This window comes from Stenotrophomonas sp. G4, assembly GCF_003428825.1.
GTDB lineage: Bacteria > Pseudomonadota > Gammaproteobacteria > Xanthomonadales > Xanthomonadaceae > Stenotrophomonas > Stenotrophomonas indicatrix.
Genome location: NZ_CP031741.1, coordinates 2,673,103 through 2,693,392, shown reverse-complemented (window position 1 = coordinate 2,693,392; position 20,290 = coordinate 2,673,103). Strand labels below are relative to the sequence as shown.

Below are 20,290 nucleotides of genomic sequence, written 5' to 3'. Positions count from 1 at the left end.
GCTCAACCGAACCAGCCGTGCAGCATCCACGGCGCATGCGGATCATTGCGCGTGCGGAAGGCCCAGCCCCGCTGGCCCTGCGCGGTTTCCACCACGTAATAGTCGCGGCGTGCATCGGCCTGGTCCCACCAGCCTGATTCGATCCGTTCCGGCCCGGCGACGATGCGCAGGCGCGGATCGCGCAGCGGCTGTGGCGTCTCCAGCAGCCAGCCGGGGCGCAGCGGCCACCAAGCGGGTGGCTTGGCCGGTGGCTGGGTGCCACTGGCGCGTTCGGGGCGGTGGTCGGCCTGCACGGCCAGTGGCTGCACGGCGTCATCGCCGAGGCGGGCACGCAGGCGCTCGCGCAGCTGGGTCCATGGCATCGCCTGCGCCGGGCGGGTATCGAACAGGTCACGTGCGGCCGGTACGAACGGCGGCAGCTGCTCGGCCTTCAGGCGCAGCGCACGGCTGCCGGCGGGCAGGGCGAAGGCTTCCATGCGGTTGCGTGCGATCTCGAACAGCAGCGCCGCATCGCGTTCGGGGGCCAGCAGGCCGACGGTCAGCACGCTGGCCGGCAGCAGGTCGTGCTCGAAATGCAGGTCGAAGCGCTGCACGCCGCCATCGCGCGAACACAGGAATGCGGCCAGGTCCAGCAGCAGGCGGCGCAGCGGGAACAGCAGGGCCTGGCTGGATTCGATCTCGTATTCGAATTCGATGCGGGCATCGAACCGGTCCGGCGGCTGGTAATAGCGCAGCGGCGCGTTGCCCAAACCGCGCACGGCATCCAGCTGCTGCAGTACCTCGGGGGCGAAGCGGCGGGCCAGGCTTTCGCGCGGCAGGTCGAAGGCCGCCCCCAGCGTGCGCAGGCCGGAGCGTGCCAGCACGGTCACTGCATCAACGGGCAGGCCACTACGCGCCAGCGGCAGCTGTGCCAGTGCGGCGGGCAGCTGCTGCGCATCGATGCCAAGGCCATCGTGCACATTGGCCAGCACGCGCGCGGCATGCGGGTTGGGGGCAGCGACCAGGCGATGGCGGAAGCCCAGGTCGTGCAGGCCGTTGCGCAGGCGTTGTTCGATCGTCAGCCAATCGCCGAACAGGGCACGGCTGGCACCGATCTCCAGCACCAGCGCATGCGGAAAATCAAGGCTGACCAGCGAACTGGTGGCATACAGCCAACTGGCCAGCAACTGCCGGGTGTGCTGTTCGGCGCTGGGATCGTAGTCGTGCAGCTGCAGGTCCTGCACCAGCACCTGCGCGGCCGACAGCAGCATGCCCGGGCGCAGCCCCGCTGCCCGCGCGGCAGGGCTGACCGCACGCAGCACACGACGCTGCGCCGGCCCCTGCAGCAGTACCAGTGGCCGCTGTGGATCGGGCTGCAGGCGCAGCACGCTGTCCAGCGCCAGCTGCGGCAACAACAGGCAGGCCCAGTGCATGGCGCGGCCTCAGTGGGCGATGGCCAGCGGCAACGGCTGCGCTGGTGGCAGCCCGCCGCGGCACTTCAGCACCCGCACCTGGCCATGGTCGAGCTGCAGGCGCAGGCTGGCCGGGGAGGGGTTGCGGGCGGCGCGGGCCTCGCGGAACACGAAACCCAGACACTGGCCGCTGTCGGCGGCAACCTGCAGGCGGCGCAGGGCACGATCGTCGGCCTGCTGCGGCCAGCACAGCACGGCGGCGCAGGCGGCAGAGCGCAGGCACTGCTCGGCCGCCCACAGCGCCTGCTTCGGTGCGGCGTGGATGATCTGCAGCTGGGCCAGATCGAGCCCGGCGGCGGCCCATGCCGGGGCGTGCGGGCGATAGGGTGGGGCGACCAGCACGATCGGCCGTGGGTGCTGGCTCAGCTTTGCCAGCGCCGGCCAGACCAGGGCCAGTTCACCGACTCCGGGTGCGGCCTGCAGTACTTCGCACAGCCCGCTGGCTGGCCAGCCACCGCCGGGCAGGCGCGCGTCCAGCGCCGGGTGGCCACTGGCCAGATGGTCGCTGGCCTGCCCCTGGCGTGCCGGCCCGCGCCAGACCTGGCGGCCGTCCAGCAGGCGGTCGAGGGCGACGACGGCGCCCATCAGCCGGTCCTCCGGGGAGGCGCCGGGCTGGCGGGAAGCGGCAGAAGTGGGCGGAAACGGCAGGCATGGAGCGAGTATCGACAGGCCGATATCAGGGGCTGAGACCGGACATGCTACTCGGCTTGTGAGTAATATTACTAATGAAATCGGAGGGCGGGGTTTCAGCTTGCTGAAGGAGGCAAAGCATCCACGCATGGCGTGGATCTACTGGCGAACGGGGCCTGGATGCGGGAAAGCCGGCCTTCGCGCAGTAGATCCACGCCAGACGTGGATCGCCCACCAAGGTGGGCATTCAACGTGAGCGGACGCGGGGTTGCGCTGTTTGTTCAAGCCTGCAGCCCGCATGCCGCGCCAGCATGCAGGCCCCTCACTGTTCAGAGCCACCCATGAAGCACTGGATGCTCCGCCTGTATGCCCCGTTGTTCCTGCTGGGTTTTGTTGCCGCTGCCATCGCCTGGGTTGGCCACTCCCACGGTGACCCGCTGTGGCTGCTTGCCTTGCTGGCTGTGGCCATCGCGGTGTCGTTCGCTGCCGAACGGCTGTGGCCGTACGATCCGGCGTTCAACCTCGACCAGGGTGACCGCCTGCGCGACGTCCTGCATGCGCTGGTCAATGAAAGCCTGAACCTGCTGTCGATCGCCACGGTGCCGATGCTGGCGGCAATCGTGCCCTGGCACGTCTGGCCGGCGCAGTGGCCATTCGCGCTGCAGGTGCTGGTGGCGATCATCGCGGCTGACCTTGGCATCACCCTGGTGCACTACGCCAGCCATCGCATCGGCTGGTTGTGGCGGCTGCATGCGGTGCATCACAGCGTGACCCGCATGTATGGCTTCAATGGGTTGATGAAACACCCACTGCACCAGGCCGCCGAAGCGGTGGGCGGCGTACTGCCGCTGCTGCTGTTGGGCATGCCGATGCCGGTGGCCGCGGTGCTGGCGTTCGCCATCGCGATCCAGCTGCTGCTGCAGCATTCCAACGTGGACATGCGCCCGGGTGTGTTGGGCCGGGTGATGGCATGGGCACCGCTGCACCGCTTCCACCACATCCGCTATGGCACTGCAGGTGATGTCAATTTCGGTTTGTTCTTCACCGTGTGGGACCACCTGCTGGGGACCGCGTTTGATGCACCGGGCTATCGGTTGCGGCAGCGCGATCTGGGCATCGGCAGCCAGCCGGACTATCCGCAGGCGTATTCCGCACAACTGCTGGCCCCCTTCCGCGCGCTGCCCCATGGCGAGGTGCCGGAACTTCCGGAAGGACTGCGCAGGCGCGGGTGATCGATGCGTCAGGCCGCGTGCAGCTGCAGGCCCTGCAGTTGCGCGGCACCGATGCCGAACATGCGGCGCAGGCTGCGCGAGAGGTGGGGAAGATCGGCGAAACCGGCGGCATGCGCGCTGTCGGTCAGGCTGTGCCCGCGCAGATGATGCGCCAGCGCACTGCGCAGCCGTTGCCACAGCACCCAGCCGCGCAGGGTCACTGCCAGCTCGGACTGGAAGCGCCGATGCAGCTGGCTGGTCGACAGATGCGCGGCCTTGGCGATATCGGCGGCCGGCACCGGGCCGGGCAGGTGCTGGGTGACGCGGGCCAGCGCCGCCTGCACCCGGCGGTCCAGGGGCTGCGGGCGGCTCAGTCGCGGCAGCCACTCGTGCAGCTGCGCGGCATTGCCAGGCAACGACTGCAGATGCTGCTGGATCTGTTCGAGGTCGGCATGTGCCGGTTCGAGGAACACCGTGCAGCCGTCAGCGGGCGCCGACAGGATCGCGTGCGATTGGAAGGAGCGCAGCCACAGCCGTTGGCCCTGCTGCTGCACGCCATCGATCTCGACCTGCCAAGGGTCGCCCTCGCTCAGCAGCAGCTGATGGGCGTAGTGCGCATGCGCGGCGCTGTCACCGGCGTGGCCCTGCAGCACGGCCACGTGTGCATCCAGCAGCAGGGTGCCATTCCAGGGTAGAGCGGGGGAGGACATGGAGGAATTGTAGATCCACGCCATGCGTGGATGACGTATGCCGCAAAAGTTCATGGGAAAAACATCCACGCATGGCGTGGATCTACTGCGCGCCGGAAATCTGTCGAAGGCGGGGTGGGGCCGGTTGCGGGGGCGTGAGCGCCATGGGCCCGAGGCATGCCTCGGGCGGGTTGGGCAGGATGCCCAACCCCGGTCTTGCCGTGTGCGCAGGACAGCGCACACGAGCAAGCGGCGATCGAGGCTACATGGACGTACTTGCGCCGTCCCCCGCAACCGGACCTGCCCCGCCTACCAACAGGAGCCCAGCTTTTGCTTCGGCTGTTGCTGTTGCAGTTGCCGTTGCCTCTGCGGGTGCCGGGCGCAGCCCGGCCGCCACCTCACCGCCCCTGCGGGTCCGGCCGGTGGTGCACGTACTCGACCACGGTGCCATCGGGATGCACCGCATTGAACGCCGCACCGGTCGGTACTACCTGCAGCGGAAAGATGATCTCGGCGCCGGCGGCCACCAGCTTGTCGTGATAAGGCCGAACGTCGTCGACCAGCAACGTGCCCGTGGTTGACGTGAACGGCGCCAGCGCCTCGTCGCAGCCTTCGATCAGCAGGAACGCACCGACCATCGCCAGCCGCAGGCCCGCATCGGGAAACGGAAAGCCGGCATCGGCGACCACGCCCTGCAGCTGCTCGTAGAAGGCCACGCTGCGTTCCAGTTCGCCGGGGGCGACGAACACCCGGATCAGCACGCGCGGGCTGCGCTGGCTGGAGGTGTCACAGCGGTCGCGCCAGAGATGGTCGAAGTCGCGATGTACGGTCATGGGCTCGATTCGTCGCCGGGGAGAACCATTATCGGCAGTGCCGTGCAGCCCGTTGATGACCGCCGGTGATGGGCTGATAACCAGTCCGCACAACGCGCCTGTGACTTAGGTCCTGTTGACAGCGATGAACGCCCTCGCACACTCTTCACATGATGGGTCGCCCTGCGCGGCCCGGACAGGCAGGTTGTCACGCACGGGAGGAGGGTCCCGCGCGCAGACCGGCCCGTCCTCTGGCCTGCAAGGCGTTGCCCGGCAACGCATGCGCGGCATGACGCTGCACCCTTCGGCGGCACTTTCCCTGGACCGATTGCCTTGGCAACGGAATTACGCCCGCCGATGAAAACGTTTACAAAGCCGCTCGCCCTGTCCCTGGCCCTGTCTGCCGCACTGGCCACCCCGGCCTGGGCCGACTCCGCCGCCTTCACCGTGCTGACGCTGGAACAGGCGCCGACCGCGGACGCGATGCCGGCCCTGGCTGCCCAGTTGAAGACCCTGCAGGTGGATGCGGTCAGCGTTCGCCAGGTACAGCGCGGCATCGGCCAGGTCGATCCGCTGCAGCTGCTGGCCGATGGCCTGGGCTACCAGTACCGCTTCATCGCCGCCGGCAAGGATGACGGCCAGACCCAGCACGGCCAGGCCGTGTTGACCCGGCTGCCGATCGCCGCCGAATCCGGCCCCGACCAGCCGGGCCTGAACTACCTGCGCCTGGATGACGGCCGCCATGCAGTGGCGGTGTACACCGACGCTGGCGCCGGTGCTTCGCAGTTGCCGGCACTGGTGTCGCGTTCGCGACTGGGCGCGCCGGCGGTGCTGCTCGGCGCGGTGGCCGGTGAATCGGCCAAAGCGGCCGGCTTCGATCCGGCACGCGTGGCCCTGGAGGCCGATGCCAGCTATTTCAGCGATGGCTTCCAGGCCGCCAGCAGTGCGCCGTTCAAGGTTGAAGGCAGCGCGCTGCGTGCAACCCTGCTGACCCTGGCCTATGCGGCTGACAAGGGCGGCGAGCAGCCGTGGATGGATACCACGCTCACCGCCGATGCGCGCGCTGCGCTGCTGCTGAAGGCGATGACCGAGGACGAGAAGTTCCAGATGCTGCACAGCTACTTCGGGCTGGGCAAGGACGGTGGCAAGCTGCCGGAAGGTGCAGTGGGTTCGGCCGGTTTCGTGCCGGGCGTAGCCCGCTTGGGCATTCCGTCGCAGCAGTCGGCCGACGCCGGCGTGGGCGTGACCAATCCCGGTGGCATCCGCCCGGGTGATTTCGCCACCGCCATGCCGTCGGGCCCGTCCACGGCGTCCACCTGGAACCGCGGTGTTGCCTTTGCCGGTGGCGCGACGATGGGCCGCGAAGCCTGGCAGCAGCGCTTCAACATCCTGCTGTCCGGCAGCGTCAACCTGCAGCGTGACCCGCGTAACGGCCGCAACTTCGAATACGCCGGTGAAGACCCGCTGCTGGCCGGTTCGATGGTCGGCGCAGTGATCCAGGGCGTGCAGAGCCAGCACGTGATCTCCTCGATGAAGCACTTCGCGCTGAACGACATGGAGACCCGCCGCAACTTCCACGACGTGCGCATTGGCGAGCAGGCCATGCACGAGTCGGATCTGCTGGCGTTCGAGATCGCGCTGGAAGCTGGCCGCCCGGGCGTGGCGATGTGCTCGTACAACAAGATCAACGGTACCTACGGCTGCGAAAACGGCTACCTGATGAACCAGGTGCTGAAGCAGGAGTGGAAATTCCCCGGTTTCGTGATGTCCGACTGGGGCGGCGTGCACAGCGGTTCGAAGGCGGCGCTGGCCGGCCTGGACCAGCAGTCCGCCGGTGAAGTGTTCGATGCGGCGGTGTTCTTCGATGAGCCGCTGCGCCTGGCCGTGCACGGCGGCGTGGTACCGCAGGCGCGCCTGAACGACATGGTCGCGCGCATCCTGCGCACGATGTTCCTGCACGGCAACTTCGACAACCCGCCGCAGCACCAGAAGGTCGACGCTGAAGCCGGTTTCGCCGTGGCCCAGCGCACGGTGGAAGAAGGCAGCGTGCTGCTGCGCAATGAAGGCAGCCTGCTGCCGCTGGCCGACAGCGCCAAGCGCATCGTCATCATCGGTGGCCATGCCGACAAGGGCGTGATCGGTGGCGGTGGTTCGTCGATGGTGGGCGTCACGGCCAAGGGCACCAACGCGGTGCCGGGCGTGCTGCCGACCACCTGGCCGGGCCCGGTGATCTTCCATCCGTCCTCGCCGTTGGAATCGCTGCGTGCCGCGCGTCCGGACGCCACCATCACCTATGTGGACGGCACCAATGCCGCCGCTGCGGCCAAGGCTGCTGCACAGGCGGATGTGGCCATCGTGTTCGCCACCCAGTGGGCGGCCGAATCGGTGGACCTGCCGGACATGCAGCTGCCGGACAACCAGGATGCGTTGATTTCGGCGGTGGCCAAGGCCAACCCGAAGACCGTGCTGGTGCTGGAAACCAACGGCCCGGTGCGTACGCCGTGGCTGGCGCAGGTGCCGGCGGTGCTGCAGGCCTGGTACCCGGGTATCCGTGGCGGTGAAGGCATTGCCGCACTGCTGACCGGCCAGGCCAATCCGTCCGGCCGCCTGCCGGTGACCTGGGTGGTGGACGAATCGCAGTTGCCGCGCCCGCACATCGATGGCCTTGGCTTCAAGCCGGCCAAGCCGTTCGGCGATGTGTTCGATTTCGATATCGAAGGCGCCAACGTCGGCTACAAGTGGATGGCGGCCAAGGGCCTGACCCCGACCTTCGCCTTCGGCCACGGCCTGTCCTACACCTCGTTCGCCTATGAAAACCTGAAGGTGAGCGTGGAGGGTTCGCGCCTGGTTGCCAGCGTCGACATCCGCAACACCGGCAAGCGTGCCGGTGCCGACGTCGCCCAGCTGTACCTGAAGCTGCCGGCCGACAGCGCCACGCCGATCCGCCTGATCGGCTACGACAAGGTCGAGCTGCAGCCGGGCGAACAGCGCCGCATCCGCATCGAAGCCGAGCCGAAGACCCTGGCCCATTACGATGCGCAGGCACGCCAGTGGAAGATCGCCGGCGGCACCTACCAGGTGCAGTTGTCGCGCAACGCCGCCGAGCCGCTGCAGACGGTGGACGTGCAGCTGGTGGAGCAGGTGCTGCGCTGATCCGCTGCGGTACTGATGGTTGAAGACACGGCCCCGCAAGGGGCCGTGTCTGTTTACGGGGTGCCGCTGCGCTGGCCGGGCATGGCCCGGCGCCACCCGATTACGGGCATCCCGGTAGCGCCGGGCCATGCCCGGCGGGCGAAGGATTCAGCTGGCGTCGTCACCAAACCACCCGCGCAGGAAATCGATCAGCTGCCGCACCTTCGGCGAGGGCTGGCTGCTGTGCGGGTACACCGCGTACACGCTCTGCTGCGGGAAACGATGCTGGCGCAGCACCGGCCGCAGGCGGTCGTGGGCGAGATCTTCCTCGATCAGCCAGCGTGGCAGCACGGTCACTCCTGCACCGGCCACGGCGAACGCGCGCAGGCTGCTGGCCCCATCCACGCGTATCACCGCGTTGCCAGGGTTGGTGGCGAACAATGCATCGCTGCCATCCGGCGCGACCACTGGCACATCGGCCAGGCGCGGATAGCCGAGGCGAGGCAGGGTGCCCAGCAGTACCGGATCATCCACCGCCTCGGCGGACCCCAGGCGCGCCAGCAGTGCCGGAGCGGCGACCGCGCACAACGGGTGACGTTCCAGCTCGGTGGCATGCAGTTGCGAATCGGGCAGGCGGCCGAGGCGGATCGCCAGGTCGAAGCGCTCGGGAATCAGGTCGGCCGGTGCCGGCGAGGTCGATAGATGCAGCACCAGCGCTGGATGCTGCGCGCGGAAGGCTTCCAGTGCTGGAATCAGCCGCAGCTGCGCGTACTCCGGGGTGGTGGTCAGGCGCAGTACGCCCTGCAGCTGGTGCTGGTCGCGGCGCGCGGCATCGATGGCGGCCTGCGCGGCATCCAGTGCCTGCACGCAGTGCTGCAGGAACTGTTCGCCGGCCTCGGTCAGCGCCAGGTGGCGGGTACTGCGCAGCAGCAGGGTTACCCCCAGCTCCTGCTCCAGCCGCTTCAGGTTGAAGCTGACCACGGCCCGGCTCAGGCCCAGGCGCTCGGCGGCGGCGGTCAGGCTGCCGGCCTCGACCACGGCACGGAAGATATCGAAGCGATCGAGGCTGACCATGGTGGCTGATTGTCAAAACAGGTTTGACAGTGTTGCAGCTGCCGTCGTGTTTTTCCAACAACGCTGGTCCGCGATGCTGTCGCCTTCGCTGCTGGAGCCTGCTGATGCCTTCCCCACGCCTGCGCCATGAGGCGATCTTCCTGCTGGTATTCGCCCTGGACCTGGTCAACATGTTCATCGCCACCGTGGCCTACCCGGCGCTGGCGGCCGAGCTGCATGCGGACATCGGCACGCTGGCCTGGGTGGGCACGGCCTACATGCTGGGCCTGAGCGTGGTGATTCCGCTGGCCCCGTGGCTGGCCGCGCGCTGCGGCGAGCGTCGCCTGCTGCTGGCTGCCTTGTTGCTGTTCGCAGTGGCTGCGGGCCTGGCCGGCGCCGCGTCGTCCATCGGCTGGCTGCTGGGCTGGCGGCTGCTGCAGGGGTTGGCTGGCGGGCTGCTGATTCCGGTGGCGCAGGCGGCGGCGTACCGGCAGTGCACGCCTGAGCAACGCGGTGCGCTGACCCGGCGCATCCTGCTGGTGGCGTTGCTGGTGCCGGCACTTGCACCGGCTCTTGGCGGCCTGCTGGTGCAGTGGCTGTCCTGGCGCGGCGTGCTGTGGGCCAGCCTGCCGCTGGCAGTGCTGGCGATCGCCCTTGTGCTGGCGTGGATGCCGGCCGATGGCCTGCGCAGTGCGCCACGCCTTCAGGGCTATGCACTGGCCACCGCGATGTCTGCGCTGGGCGCGCTGCTGCTGGCATTGACGTGGCTGGGTGAGCCCGGCCATCGCTTCGCCGGCGCAGGGTTGCTGCTGCTGGCAGCAGTGCTGGCCGTCGCCCACCTGCGTAATGCACGCCGGCAGCCGCAGCCGCTGCTGCGCTGGTCGCTGCTGTCCCATCGAGGCCTGCGCATGGCGATGCTGGTCTATCTGGCGGTGCCGGGTGTGTTCATCGGCAGCCAGCTGGCCAGTACCCTGCAGTTGAACCACGCCGGTTACAGCGCCGCGCAGATCGGCGCCTTGATGTTGCCGTGGGCGCTGGCCTCGGCACTGGCAATCACCGGCAGCCGGCGATTGCTGGCGCGCTTCGGGCCGGGCGCGGTGCTGCGGCTGGGCATGGTCCTGCAGGCCAGCGGTCTGCTGCTGATGGCGCTGCAATCGCAGCCCCCCTTCGCGCTGGCCGCCATGCTGTTCGCCCTGATGGGCGCTGGCGGCAGCCTGTGCAGCAGCACCGCGCAGACGCTGCCGTTCAATGGTGTGGACGCCGAGGCGCTGGGCGATGCCAGTGCACTGTGGAACCTCAACCGCCAGCTCAGCTTCTGCCTGGGCACCGCCGCCATTGCTCTGCTGCTGGCCTTGGCCATGCAGTGGTGGCCGGCGCATGCCACCGGCGTGGCGCTGGGCCTGGCGGCCGTACTCACCCTGTTGCCGCTGGCGCTGCTGCGCCGGTCGCAGCTGCATTCCCTTTCCACTCCGGAGACTGCTTGATGGACATGACCGCCGAACACGAAATCCACCTGCTGCACGACACGCTGCAGGCCTGGTTCCGCGCAGAGATCGAGGCCGATGCACTGGCTGATCTGATGGAACATTTCTGCGCGGACTTCAGCATGGTCGGCATCTCCGGTCGCAGGTTGGACCGCGCCGCCGTGCAGGCGCTGTTCGTGGGCGGACACGGCGCCCGGCCGGGACTGCGGATCGCCATCGAGGCCGTGCAGGCGGTGGAAGCGTCGTCGCCGCTGGCGGTGCTGCGTTATCGCGAGGGACATGCCGTGGGTGCGGGAGAAACCGCGTGGCGGGAATCGCTGGCAGTGCTGCGGCAGGAAGGAGGGCACTGGCGCTGGCTGGCCCTGCATGAAGTGCCGGTGGCGTGATGGATCCGCGCGCATGGCCCGGCGCTACCCGTTCACGGCCAACCACGGTAGCGCCGGGCCATGCCCGGCGAGCGCAGCGCCAGCAGACCGCACATGTGCCATCAGTCCTGCCTGTAAACGCCGCAGAATGCAAAGCCGGCACACGCTTTGCCGGGGGCTGTGGGAGTAGGCTGGGGCCTTTCCTGCCGGGAGGTGATGTCCATGCGTGTGCGTGCCGTTGCTGTTGCCGTAGCCCTGAGCCTGTCCAGCGCCGTGCTGGCCGCCGACACGCCGCCGATGACCCCGGACATCAGCGGAAAACCCTTCGTCGCCCCCGATGTGGGCCGCGACTATGACAAGCGCGTGGTGATGGTGCCGATGCGTGATGGCACCAAGCTGTACACGGTGATCGTGGTGCCCAAGGGCGCCCGCAATGCACCGATCCTGCTGACCCGCACACCGTACGACGCCGCCGGCCGCGCCAGCCGCAGCGATTCGCCGCGTATGCGCGATCTGCTGCCGCAGGGCGATGAAGTGTTCGTCGATGGCGGCTACATCCGCGTGTTCCAGGACATCCGTGGCAAGTACGGCTCCGAAGGCGATTACGTGATGACCCGGCCGCTGCGTGGGCCACTGAACGGTACCAAGGTCGATCATTCCACCGATGCGTGGGACACCATCGATTGGCTGGTCAAGCATGTGCCGGAGACCAACGGCAAGGTCGGCATGCTCGGCTCGTCGTACGAAGGCTTCACCGTGGTGATGGCGCTGACCGATCCGCACCCTGCACTGAAGGTGGCCGCGCCGCAGAGCCCGATGGTCGATGGCTGGATGGGTGACGACTGGCTCAACTACGGCGCCTTCCGCCAGGTCAATTTCAACTACTTCGCGATGCAGACCGAGAAGCGGGGCAAGGGCACGCCGCTGCCGTCGCTGGGCTACGACGATTACAGCACTTTCCTGCGCATCGGCTCGGCCGGTGACTACGCCCGCTTCACCGGCGTGGACCAGCTGACCTGGTGGAAAAAGCTGGTACAGCACCCCGCTTACGATGCGTTCTGGCGGGGCCAGGCGCTGGATGCGGTGATGGCGAAGACGCCGCTGAAGGTGCCGACCATGTGGCTGCAGGGCCTGTGGGACCAGGAAGACATGTGGGGTGCCAACCACGCCTACCAGGCGATGGAAGGGCGCGATACCGGCAACACCCACAACTACCTGGTGATGGGCCCGTGGCGGCACAGCCAGGTGAACTATGACGGCAGCCAGCTTGGGGCGCTGAAATTCGATGGCGATACCGCGCTGCAGTTCCGTCGCGACGTGCTCAAGCCGTTTTTCGACCAGTACCTGGTGGATGGCGCGCCGAAGGCCGATACGCCACCAGTGCTGGTCTACAACACCGGTGAAAACCACTGGGACCGCCTGCAGGGCTGGCCGCGCAGCTGCGAGAAGGCGTGCGCGGCAAACAGCAAGCCGCTGTACCTGCGTGCCGGAGGCAAGCTGGCGTTCCAGGCGCCGGCGGCAGGCGAGGGCGACTTCGAGGAATACGTGTCCGATCCGTCCAAGCCGGTGCCATTCGTACCGCGTCCGGTGCGCTTTGGCGACCGCGACATGTGGACCACCTGGCTGGTCAAGGATCAGCGCTTCGTCGATGGCCGCCCCGACGTGCTGACCTTCATCACTGAGCCGTTGACCGCACCGCTGCGCATCGGAGGGACGCCGGTGGTGAACCTGCAGGCGTCCACCAGTGGCACCGACAGCGACTGGGTAGTGAAGCTGATCGACGTGTATCCCGACCAGGAAGCATCGACACCGGAGATGGGCGGCTATGAGCTGCCGGTGTCGCTGGCGATCTTCCGTGGCCGCTACCGCGAGAGCTTCAGCGACCCCAAGGCGCTGGCGGCCAACCAGGTGCTGCCGTACCGTTTCGACCTGCCCAATGCCAACCACACCTTCCAGAAGGGCCACCGGGTGATGGTGCAGGTGCAGTCCAGCCTGTTCCCGCTGTACGACCGCAACCCACAGACCTACGTGCCGAACATCTACCTGGCCAAGCCGGGTGACTACCAGAAGGCCACGCAGCGGGTATGGCACAGCGCCGCGCAGGCCAGTTACATCGAACTGCCGGTGTACTGAGACGGAGGGGATGACGCCGGGCACGGCCCGGCGCTACCCCGGTCGCGCGATGTCGGTAGCGCCGGGTGTGGTAGTGCCGGCCGCTGGCCGGCAACGCGGTGGTGCGAAAGCGTGTCGACCAAGGTCGACACCTACCGGAACAGATCGCCTGCAGGACCGACGGGGTAGTGCCGGCCGCTGGCCGGCAACGCGGTGGTGCGAAAGCGTGTCGACCAAGGTCGACACCTACCGGGACAGATCGCCTGCAGGACCGACGGGGTAGTGCCGGCCGCTGGCCGGCAACGCGGTGGTGCGAAAGCGTGTCGACCAAGGTCGACACCTACCGGGACAGATCGCCTGCAGGACCGACGGGGTAGTGCCGGCCGCTGGCCGGCAACGCGATGGTGCGAAAGCGTGTCGACCAAGGTCGACAGCTACCGGAACAGATCGCCTGCAGGACCGACGGGGTAGTGCCGGCCGCTGGCCGGCAACGCGGTGGTGCGAAAGCGTGTCGACCAAGGTCGACACCTACCGGGACAGATGGGGTAGTGCCGGCCGCTGGCCGGCAACGCGATGGTGCGAAAGCGTGTCGACCAAGGTCGACAGCTACCGGAACAGATCGCCTGCAGGACCGATGCGGTAGTGCCGGTCGCTGGCCGGCAACGCGGTGGTGCGAAAGCGTGTCGACCAAGGTCGACACCTACCGGAACAGATCGCCTGAAGAACTGACGGGGTAGTGCCGGCCGCTGGCCGGCAACGCGGTGGCGCGAAAGCGTGTCGACCAAGGTCGACACCTGCCCGGGCAGATGCGCTTCAACCAACCTTCGAAGGGCCGGTGCGCCAGCGGCTGGGCACCAGCCCGAAGCGCTTGCGGAATGCGGCAGCGAAGTTGCTGGGATGCCGATAGCCGGTTTCCGCCGCCGCCTGTTCCACGCTCCAGCCGGATTCGCGAAGGCCCTGCTCGGCATGTCGCATGCGTTGTTCGTGCAGGTAGTCGAACACCGAGCAGCCATACGCCTGGACGAAGTGCCGGCGCAGTGCGCTGGGGCTCATGCAGGCCAGTTGGGCAAGTTCCAGCAGGCTGTGCGCATGGCCAGGGTCGTCGTGCAGGAACGTCCGTACGCGTTCCAGCCGCGCCCGCTGGCCACTGCGCAGCGCACGCGCACCTTCGGCGTGCAGATCATCGGCCTGCAGGCCCGTGGACAGCAATTGCAGGGCAATGCCCTCGCGCCACAGCGCGTCCAGGCCGTCCTGCCAGGGGCTGTCGAACAGCTGCGCGAGAGGCCGCAGCATCGCGTGCGGAATCGCCCAGTGCCTGCATTCCATGTGTGAACCCAATGCCCGCTGCAATTGCGGTTGCCGCAGCAGGTCCGGGTCCAGATCGGCTGGCACCATCAGGCTGATGCCACGCAGGCGCATATTGCCGGGATGGACGCCGACCATTGCCACATGGTCGCGGTGGCTGGTGGTCACGGCGGTGCCTGCGCGCAGGCTGAAGTCACTGCGGTTGGGAACCTGCACGTCGACCTGGCCCTGCAGCATCACGCGGATGACCAGGCCGGGCCGTTCGTGCGCTGTGGCGGTGTAGGCGATGCGGTTGTGCACATCCGATGCGAGCAGGCTCATGCCGCCGCGCAGGGTCTGTTCGTGCAGGTCGCCGTGACCGGCCCACTGTTCTTCGCGCAGGTGGCCTGGATCGGCACGGTAGTCATAGCCGTGTCGCTGGCCAAAACGGCGGTAATCGGCAAACGTGAAATATCGGGACATCGCTCGGCGCTCAACCATGGATGATGGGTGCCGGCGACGATGTGCCCGCACGTTCCATCGTGCACCTGCAGCGCGGATCGGTCCTGCGCTTTCAGAGTTGGAAATAGATTCCTGTCATTTTCTCCAATGCCAGCCCGAATGCGATATCCAACGGGTCAATCGATTGGCATTTACGGCCAAGTTGAAGACCGCGCAGCAATGCGCGTGCGTACTGTAACTGCTCGGGACGGGTGATCGATTCGTCTTCGTAGTGGTCAAAGAGCAGGCCGAACCGCGTATTGAGGGTAGTGAGGAAGCCGCTGTCGAACAGCAGATCGACCGTGGCATCGCTGAGCATCACTTCGTACAGATCGCCAGGCAGGCAGGAATCGGTATCCAGCCGCCGTTCGGCATCGGCAGAAAGTGGAACGCAGGCTGTACGCATGGAAGCTCAGGTAGCGGGCATGCGCGCAAGTATCACGCATGCAGCGCTTTCGTCACGAAGAAGGGCGTAGTGTCGGTGAGGTCGGACGGTTCTGTCCGCATCGATTTCCCAACAGATGGAGACCACAGATGATTGATTACCGACTCAACGGAAAAACCGCGATCGTCACCGGCGGTGTATCCGGTATCGGCCTGGCGGTAGCGGAAACGCTCGCTGCATCGGGTGCGCGCATTTCGGTGTGGGACCTGAAGCAGGATGCGGTGGATGCCACGGTGGCCACGCTGCGCAACCAGGGTGCCGAGGCCATCGGTGTCGCGTTGGATGTCACCGACGAGGCGGCGGTGGAAGCGGCGGTGCAGCGCACGGTGAAGGAACTGGGCGGCGTGCATGTTGCAGTGAATAACGCTGGCATCGGCGGGCCAGCGGCAAGCAGCGGCGACTATCCCATCGATGGCTGGAAGCGCGTGGTCGATGTGAACCTGACCAGCGTGTTCCTGTGCCAGCGGGCGCAGATCCAGGCGATGCGCACGGCGGGCAGCGGCGGAAGCATCATCAACATGGCCTCCATCCTGGGCCAGGTCGGGTATGCCGGTTCGACCGCCTACGCGGCGGCCAAGCACGGCGTGGTCGGCCTGACCCAGACGGCTGCATGGGAGCACGCTGCCGATGGCATCCGCATCAATGCGGTGGGCCCGGGCTTCATCAACACGCCGTTGCTGGAAAAGATGGACGCCAACGTGCGTGCCACCCTGGAGGGCCGGCATGCACTCAAGCGCTTGGGAACGCCGCAGGAAGTGGCCGCGCTGGTCGCCTGGCTGGCCAGCGACGATGCCTCGTTCGCGACGGGTGCCTACTACGCCATCGACGGTGGTTATCTGGCGCAGTAGTGCCGGCCGCTGGCCGGCAACTGCCGTTGCATGGAACAAGGCGGCATCGCCCGGTGAAGAGCGCGTTCCATCGCCTTCACCCCCGTCCCACGGCCGCCGGGCAACGCTCCGGGAAACTTCCGGAGCCTCCCCATGGAACTTACCCAGGACATGTCCATTCTGCTGCGCGTGGCCGCCGCCATGGTTTTTGGCGGCGTGCTGGGCGTTGAACGTGAGATGGGCAAGCACGCTGCCGGCCTGCGCACGCACATGCTGATTGCCGGTGCCGCTGCGCTGATCGTCGGCCTCGGTGATTCGGTGGCCGAACACTTCCAGCAGGAACGCTACCGCGATCTGCTGCAGGTCGACCCGGTGCGATTGATCGAAGCGGTGGTGGCCTGCGTGGGCTTCGTTGCCGCCGGCACCATCCTGCGCGGCAATCGCGAAGACCAGGTCAGCGGGCTCACCACGGCCAGTTCGCTGGTGATGGCCGCGGCCATCGGTATTGCCGTGGGCATCGGCAAGTACGTGATCGCGCTCGGTGTCAGCGTGCTGTGCGTGCTGGTGCTGGCGTTGATACGGCGGGTGGAGAAGAAGCTCTAGCTTGCGCGGCGCGCATGGGCCACGGATTTTAACTTTAGTATGCTCTGCTCGAGATCCCGCAGGATTGGTGGGGCGGGGACCGGGCAAGACTGTTGCGCCAGATGCTCGCTGGTTGTTGTAGCCACGGTGTTGAGCAGCTCCCCCAACGGGATGTCTTCCACGCAGGAAGAACCAGCAGAAAGGTCCACCTTATCGCGTCGACGGCGTACGTCCAGTTCGAAGGATGACGCAACGGCCATCATCAGGAACCCCTTTGCACCTTCTGCGATAGAAAGAAGGCCATCACTCAGATCCTGAAGCGAGAGGTGGACCATATGGGCCAAGCGCTGCGACTCCGTCGTATCTATCCTGCTAGACCCGTAGGTGAAACGAAAATGTCCAAGTTCGAACGGATGTAGTGGTGAGCCTGCCGGCTCCTGTCGGATGATCTCGAACAGCAGTGCATCGCGTTGCCGGGCAAGCACGGCACCGGCTCTGCGAGGTATGGCCATCAGGAATGAAACTCCGGTAGGGGATTTCGAAGGAAGAATGTCGAGGGTCGTTTGCGCCCGCAAGGGTTAATCGCGTCAAATGTGCGCAACTCTGCCTTTTACCTCTGAATTGGCGCAGTTTCCTGCTGAATTGCCAGTGCCCGGGCCAGCATCTGAGCTGGAGAATCCGTACGAGCGCCATCAAGATCTGCGACTCCCACCTCAACATAGAAGCAGATCAGACTGCTCAATTCCTCGTGATTTTCCGGGTCATCTGCACCAACAGAGAAAGCGGCAACGGGGCACCTGACCGAGTGACAAAGGCTGAACCCAACTGTTTCCAGCCTGGCAAGGACATGGAATCGCCTTCATACGGATGTGTGCGCGGATTGGCGATGAGAGCATCCAACCCTGCGTGGTTGATCCGGTTCGTACGAGCATAAAGCAGCCATGCAATCAGCTGCCTGTCGCCGCATTGAGGTCTTTGAGGGGGGCGCGACTGTGATTGGTGTGCCATCACTGGGCGGAGAACCAGAGTGATTGCGCTTTAGCTTGACCTCAATCGACCAAATGGTCCTACCAATAATTCATGTAACCCTATGGTCTAATAGGCCGTCTTGACGATAATCGTTTCAATTTCAGTCAAGTGACGCGCTCACTTTGTTAATGGTACGACCAATAGCAAGGTCAATCACTACGACCCACCCGATGCGGTGGTGAACCTGCCCCCTGTCGAGAGCCCTATGCAGCCCTGGCAACACGTGTACGACCCCGCCGGCAATCTGTGGTTGTCGAGCCTGATCGCGCTGCTGCCGATCGCCTTCTTCTTCATCGCGCTGGCCGTGCTGCGCATGAAGGGTTGGATCGCCGGCACCATCACGGTGGCCATCGCCCTTGCCGTGGCGCTGCTGTTCTATCGCATGCCGGTGGCGCAGGCGCTGGGCGCGGCCGGCTTCGGCTTCGTCTATGGCCTGTGGCCGATCGCCTGGATCATCATCGGCGCGGTGTTCCTGTACAAGGTTTCGGTCAAGACCGGCCAGTTCGACATCATCCGTGCCTCGATCCTGTCGGTCACCGAGGACCAGCGATTGCAGATGCTGATGGTCGGCTTTGCCTTCGGCGCCTTCCTGGAAGGTGCAGCCGGGTTCGGTGCGCCGGTGGCGATCACCGCCGCGCTGCTGGTCGGGCTGGGCTTCAAGCCGCTGTATGCGGCCGGCCTGTGCCTGATCGTCAACACCGCGCCGGTGGCGTTCGGCGCGATGGGCATCCCGATCATCGTGGCGGGGCAGGTGACCGGCCTGGATGCCTTCGAGATCGGCCAGATGGCCGGCCGCCAGCTGCCGTTCCTGACTGTCATCGTGCTGTTCTGGATCATGGCGATCATGGACGGCTGGCGCGGCATCAAGGAAACCTGGCCGGCGGTGCTGGTGGCAGGCGGTTCGTTCGCCATCGCCCAGTACCTGACCTCCAACTTCATCGGCCCGGAATTGCCGGACATCACCGCCTCGCTGGCGTCGCTGGTCTGCCTGACCCTGTTCCTGCGCCGCTGGAAGCCGGTACGGATCTTCCGCTTCGATACCGAAACCAGTGCTGAGGCGGCCGCACAGGCAATGGAGGCGCCGCGCCACAGCGTCGGCCAGATCGCCAAGGCGTGGTCGCCGTTCCTGATCCTCACTGCGATGGTCACCGTGTGGAGCATCAAGCCGTTCAAGTCGCTGTTCGCAGCCGGTGGCCCGCTTGAAGGCTGGGTGCTGAAGATTCCGGTGCCGGGCCTGGACCAGATGGTGCAGAAGATGCCGCCGATCGTCGATGCGCCGCTGAGCTATGAGGCGGTGTACAAGTTCGACTGGTTCTCGGCCACGGGTACCTCGATCATCCTTGCCGCAATCATTGCGATCATCGCCCTGCGCATGCCGGCGCGCTCGGCGCTGCAGACCTTCGCTGAAACCGTGCGCGAACTGCGCATGCCGATCTTTTCGATCGGCATGGTGCTGGCGTTCGCCTTCATCGCCAACTATTCGGGGCTGTCGGCAACGCTGGCGCTGGCACTGGCGCACACCGGCAAGGCGTTCCCGTTCTTCTCGCCGTTCCTGGGCTGGCTGGGCGTGTTCCTGACCGGTTCGGATACCTCGTCCAATGCACTGTTCTCGGCGCTGCAGGCGACCACCGCGCAGCAGATCGGCGTGTCCGACGTGCTGCTGGTAGCGGCCAACACCACCGGCGGTGTCACCGGCAAGATGATCTCGCCGCAGTCCATAGCCATTGCCTGCGCGGCGGTGGGCCTGGCCGGCAAGGAGTCGGACCTGTTCCGCTTCACCGTCAAGCACAGCCTGATCTTCACCACGATGGTCGGCCTGATCACCTTGGCCCAGGCCTACTGGTTGACCTGGATGATTCCCTGAGCCATGCAGTACAGGCCGACCAACAGCGGCGTGCTTCGGGCCACAATGGCGCCATGAGCACACAACGGGTTTCGGACAAGGTGGCCGCGCAGCTGCGTGCGCTGGTGCAGGAACAGCAGTTGCAGCCGGGCGACAGGCTGCCGGCCGAGCGCACGCTGGCCGTTCAGCTGGGGGTCTCGCGCACCGCGCTGCGCGAGGCCATCGCGCAGTTGTCCAGCCATGGTCTGCTGACCGCGCGGGTAGGCGGTGGCACTTACGTGAGCGAGCCCGCCGCACGTGCGCGGCAGGCGCTGGATGAACCGCTGGTGCCGTACCTGCCGCTGTTCCAGGGGGACCCGGAATACCGCTTCGATGTGCTGGAAATCCGCCACGCGCTGGAAGGCGCCACGGCCTGGCACGCCGCGCTGCGCGCCACCGACGAGGACCGCGCGCGCATCGCCCAGGCGTTCCAGACCATGATGGATGCACATGGCAAGGACGACCCCGCCGGTGAGGCGCAGGCCGATGCGGCCTTCCACCTGTCCATCGCCGAGGCCTCGCACAACCTGGTATTGCTGCAGGTGATGCGCGGCCTGTTCGAACTGCTGCAGACCAATATCTCGCAGAGTCGCGAAAAGCTCTACACCTCGGCCAGGACCTTCTCGCCGCTGTCCGACCAGCATCGCGAAATGATGGATGCGGTGCTGGCCGGCGACCCCGAACGTGCGCGCGCCGCCGCGCATGCCCACCTCGAGTTCGTGCACACCACGCTTCGCACCCTCGATGACAACGAAGCCCGGCGTGCACGGGCTTCGCGTCTACCTTCCCCACACGGTTGAC

Annotated in this window: 17 protein-coding genes; 9 read left to right on the top strand and 8 right to left on the bottom strand. The window is 66.6% G+C overall.

The window, feature by feature from the left end; translation table 11 throughout:
* Nucleotides 1-2 precede the first annotated feature (2 nt).
* Nucleotides 3-1,412, bottom strand: coding sequence for a DNA polymerase Y family protein (locus D0Y85_RS12415; protein ID WP_117310688.1), 1,410 nt, complete (start codon nucleotides 1,410-1,412; stop codon nucleotides 3-5).
* A 9-nt stretch (nucleotides 1,413-1,421) separates the two neighbouring features.
* Nucleotides 1,422-2,036, bottom strand: a complete 615-nt coding sequence (gene imuA, locus D0Y85_RS12410) for a translesion DNA synthesis-associated protein ImuA (protein ID WP_025879221.1) — start codon at nucleotides 2,034-2,036, stop codon at nucleotides 1,422-1,424.
* 398 nt (nucleotides 2,037-2,434) lie between these two features.
* On the opposite strand from imuA, the gene D0Y85_RS12405 reads away from it, so the two are divergent.
* Nucleotides 2,435-3,313: a sterol desaturase family protein gene (locus tag D0Y85_RS12405; RefSeq protein ID WP_240329240.1), complete on the top strand. Its 879-nt coding sequence runs from the start codon at nucleotides 2,435-2,437 to the stop codon at nucleotides 3,311-3,313.
* Nucleotides 3,314-3,321: 8 nt separating this feature from the next.
* Here D0Y85_RS12405 and D0Y85_RS12400 read toward each other — a convergent pair whose 3' ends face one another.
* Together D0Y85_RS12400 and D0Y85_RS12395 are read right to left on the bottom strand one after the other, a co-directional pair.
* A complete protein-coding gene (locus D0Y85_RS12400) occupies nucleotides 3,322-4,026 on the bottom strand; it encodes an AraC family transcriptional regulator (protein ID WP_117310686.1) in 705 nt (234 codons plus the stop codon).
* 353 nt (nucleotides 4,027-4,379) lie between these two features.
* On the bottom strand, nucleotides 4,380-4,814 hold the full coding sequence (locus D0Y85_RS12395) for a glyoxalase/bleomycin resistance/dioxygenase family protein (protein ID WP_025878496.1): 435 nt from the start codon (nucleotides 4,812-4,814) through the stop codon (nucleotides 4,380-4,382).
* Between the two features lie 336 nt (nucleotides 4,815-5,150).
* On the opposite strand from D0Y85_RS12395, the gene D0Y85_RS12390 reads away from it, so the two are divergent.
* The gene (locus tag D0Y85_RS12390) at nucleotides 5,151-7,946 is read left to right on the top strand and encodes a glycoside hydrolase family 3 C-terminal domain-containing protein (RefSeq protein ID WP_117310685.1); all 2,796 of its coding nucleotides are present in this window, start codon (nucleotides 5,151-5,153) and stop codon (nucleotides 7,944-7,946) included.
* A 147-nt stretch (nucleotides 7,947-8,093) separates the two neighbouring features.
* On the opposite strand, the gene D0Y85_RS12385 is transcribed toward D0Y85_RS12390, so the two are convergent.
* Nucleotides 8,094-8,999, bottom strand: coding sequence for a LysR family transcriptional regulator (locus D0Y85_RS12385; RefSeq protein WP_117310684.1), 906 nt, complete (start codon nucleotides 8,997-8,999; stop codon nucleotides 8,094-8,096).
* A 104-nt stretch (nucleotides 9,000-9,103) separates the two neighbouring features.
* Here D0Y85_RS12385 and D0Y85_RS12380 point away from each other — a divergent pair, with 104 nt between their 5' ends.
* From D0Y85_RS12380 to D0Y85_RS12370, 3 genes are all read left to right on the top strand, one after another.
* Entirely contained in the window at nucleotides 9,104-10,462 is a 1,359-nt protein-coding gene (locus D0Y85_RS12380; RefSeq protein WP_117310683.1) for an MFS transporter, read from the top strand.
* On the top strand, nucleotides 10,462-10,848 hold the full coding sequence (locus D0Y85_RS12375; RefSeq protein ID WP_117310682.1) for a DUF4440 domain-containing protein: 387 nt from the start codon (nucleotides 10,462-10,464) through the stop codon (nucleotides 10,846-10,848). The genes D0Y85_RS12380 and D0Y85_RS12375 overlap by 1 nt, the downstream gene beginning before the upstream one ends.
* A 201-nt stretch (nucleotides 10,849-11,049) precedes the next feature.
* Complete coding sequence (locus tag D0Y85_RS12370; RefSeq protein ID WP_117311928.1) at nucleotides 11,050-12,960, top strand: CocE/NonD family hydrolase; 1,911 nt, start codon at nucleotides 11,050-11,052, stop codon at nucleotides 12,958-12,960.
* 792 nt (nucleotides 12,961-13,752) lie between these two features.
* Here the strand turns inward: D0Y85_RS12370 and D0Y85_RS12365 are convergent.
* Together D0Y85_RS12365 and D0Y85_RS12360 are read right to left on the bottom strand one after the other, a co-directional pair.
* On the bottom strand, nucleotides 13,753-14,706 hold the full coding sequence (locus tag D0Y85_RS12365; protein WP_117310681.1) for an AraC family transcriptional regulator: 954 nt from the start codon (nucleotides 14,704-14,706) through the stop codon (nucleotides 13,753-13,755).
* 91 nt (nucleotides 14,707-14,797) lie between these two features.
* Nucleotides 14,798-15,130: a hypothetical protein gene (locus tag D0Y85_RS12360; protein WP_162887668.1), complete on the bottom strand. Its 333-nt coding sequence runs from the start codon at nucleotides 15,128-15,130 to the stop codon at nucleotides 14,798-14,800.
* A gap of 128 nt (nucleotides 15,131-15,258) precedes the next feature.
* Here D0Y85_RS12360 and D0Y85_RS12355 point away from each other — a divergent pair, with 128 nt between their 5' ends.
* Both D0Y85_RS12355 and D0Y85_RS12350 read left to right on the top strand, forming a co-directional pair.
* Nucleotides 15,259-16,017: an SDR family NAD(P)-dependent oxidoreductase gene (locus tag D0Y85_RS12355; RefSeq protein WP_117310679.1), complete on the top strand. Its 759-nt coding sequence runs from the start codon at nucleotides 15,259-15,261 to the stop codon at nucleotides 16,015-16,017.
* A gap of 132 nt (nucleotides 16,018-16,149) precedes the next feature.
* A complete protein-coding gene (locus D0Y85_RS12350; protein WP_032975262.1) occupies nucleotides 16,150-16,599 on the top strand; it encodes an MgtC/SapB family protein in 450 nt (149 codons plus the stop codon).
* On the opposite strand, the gene D0Y85_RS12345 is transcribed toward D0Y85_RS12350, so the two are convergent.
* Nucleotides 16,596-17,090 carry a hypothetical protein gene (locus tag D0Y85_RS12345; protein ID WP_117310678.1) on the bottom strand — a complete coding sequence of 165 codons (495 nt, stop codon included), beginning with the start codon at nucleotides 17,088-17,090 and terminating at the stop codon, nucleotides 16,596-16,598. The genes D0Y85_RS12350 and D0Y85_RS12345 overlap by 4 nt on opposite strands.
* A 722-nt stretch (nucleotides 17,091-17,812) precedes the next feature.
* Here D0Y85_RS12345 and lldP point away from each other — a divergent pair.
* Nucleotides 17,813-19,471, top strand: a complete 1,659-nt coding sequence (lldP, locus tag D0Y85_RS12340) for an L-lactate permease (RefSeq protein WP_025878506.1) — start codon at nucleotides 17,813-17,815, stop codon at nucleotides 19,469-19,471.
* Between the two features lie 53 nt (nucleotides 19,472-19,524).
* The gene (gene lldR / locus D0Y85_RS12335) at nucleotides 19,525-20,289 is read left to right on the top strand and encodes a transcriptional regulator LldR (protein ID WP_032975263.1); all 765 of its coding nucleotides are present in this window, start codon (nucleotides 19,525-19,527) and stop codon (nucleotides 20,287-20,289) included.
* The last annotated feature ends 1 nt before the right edge of the window (nucleotide 20,290 follow it).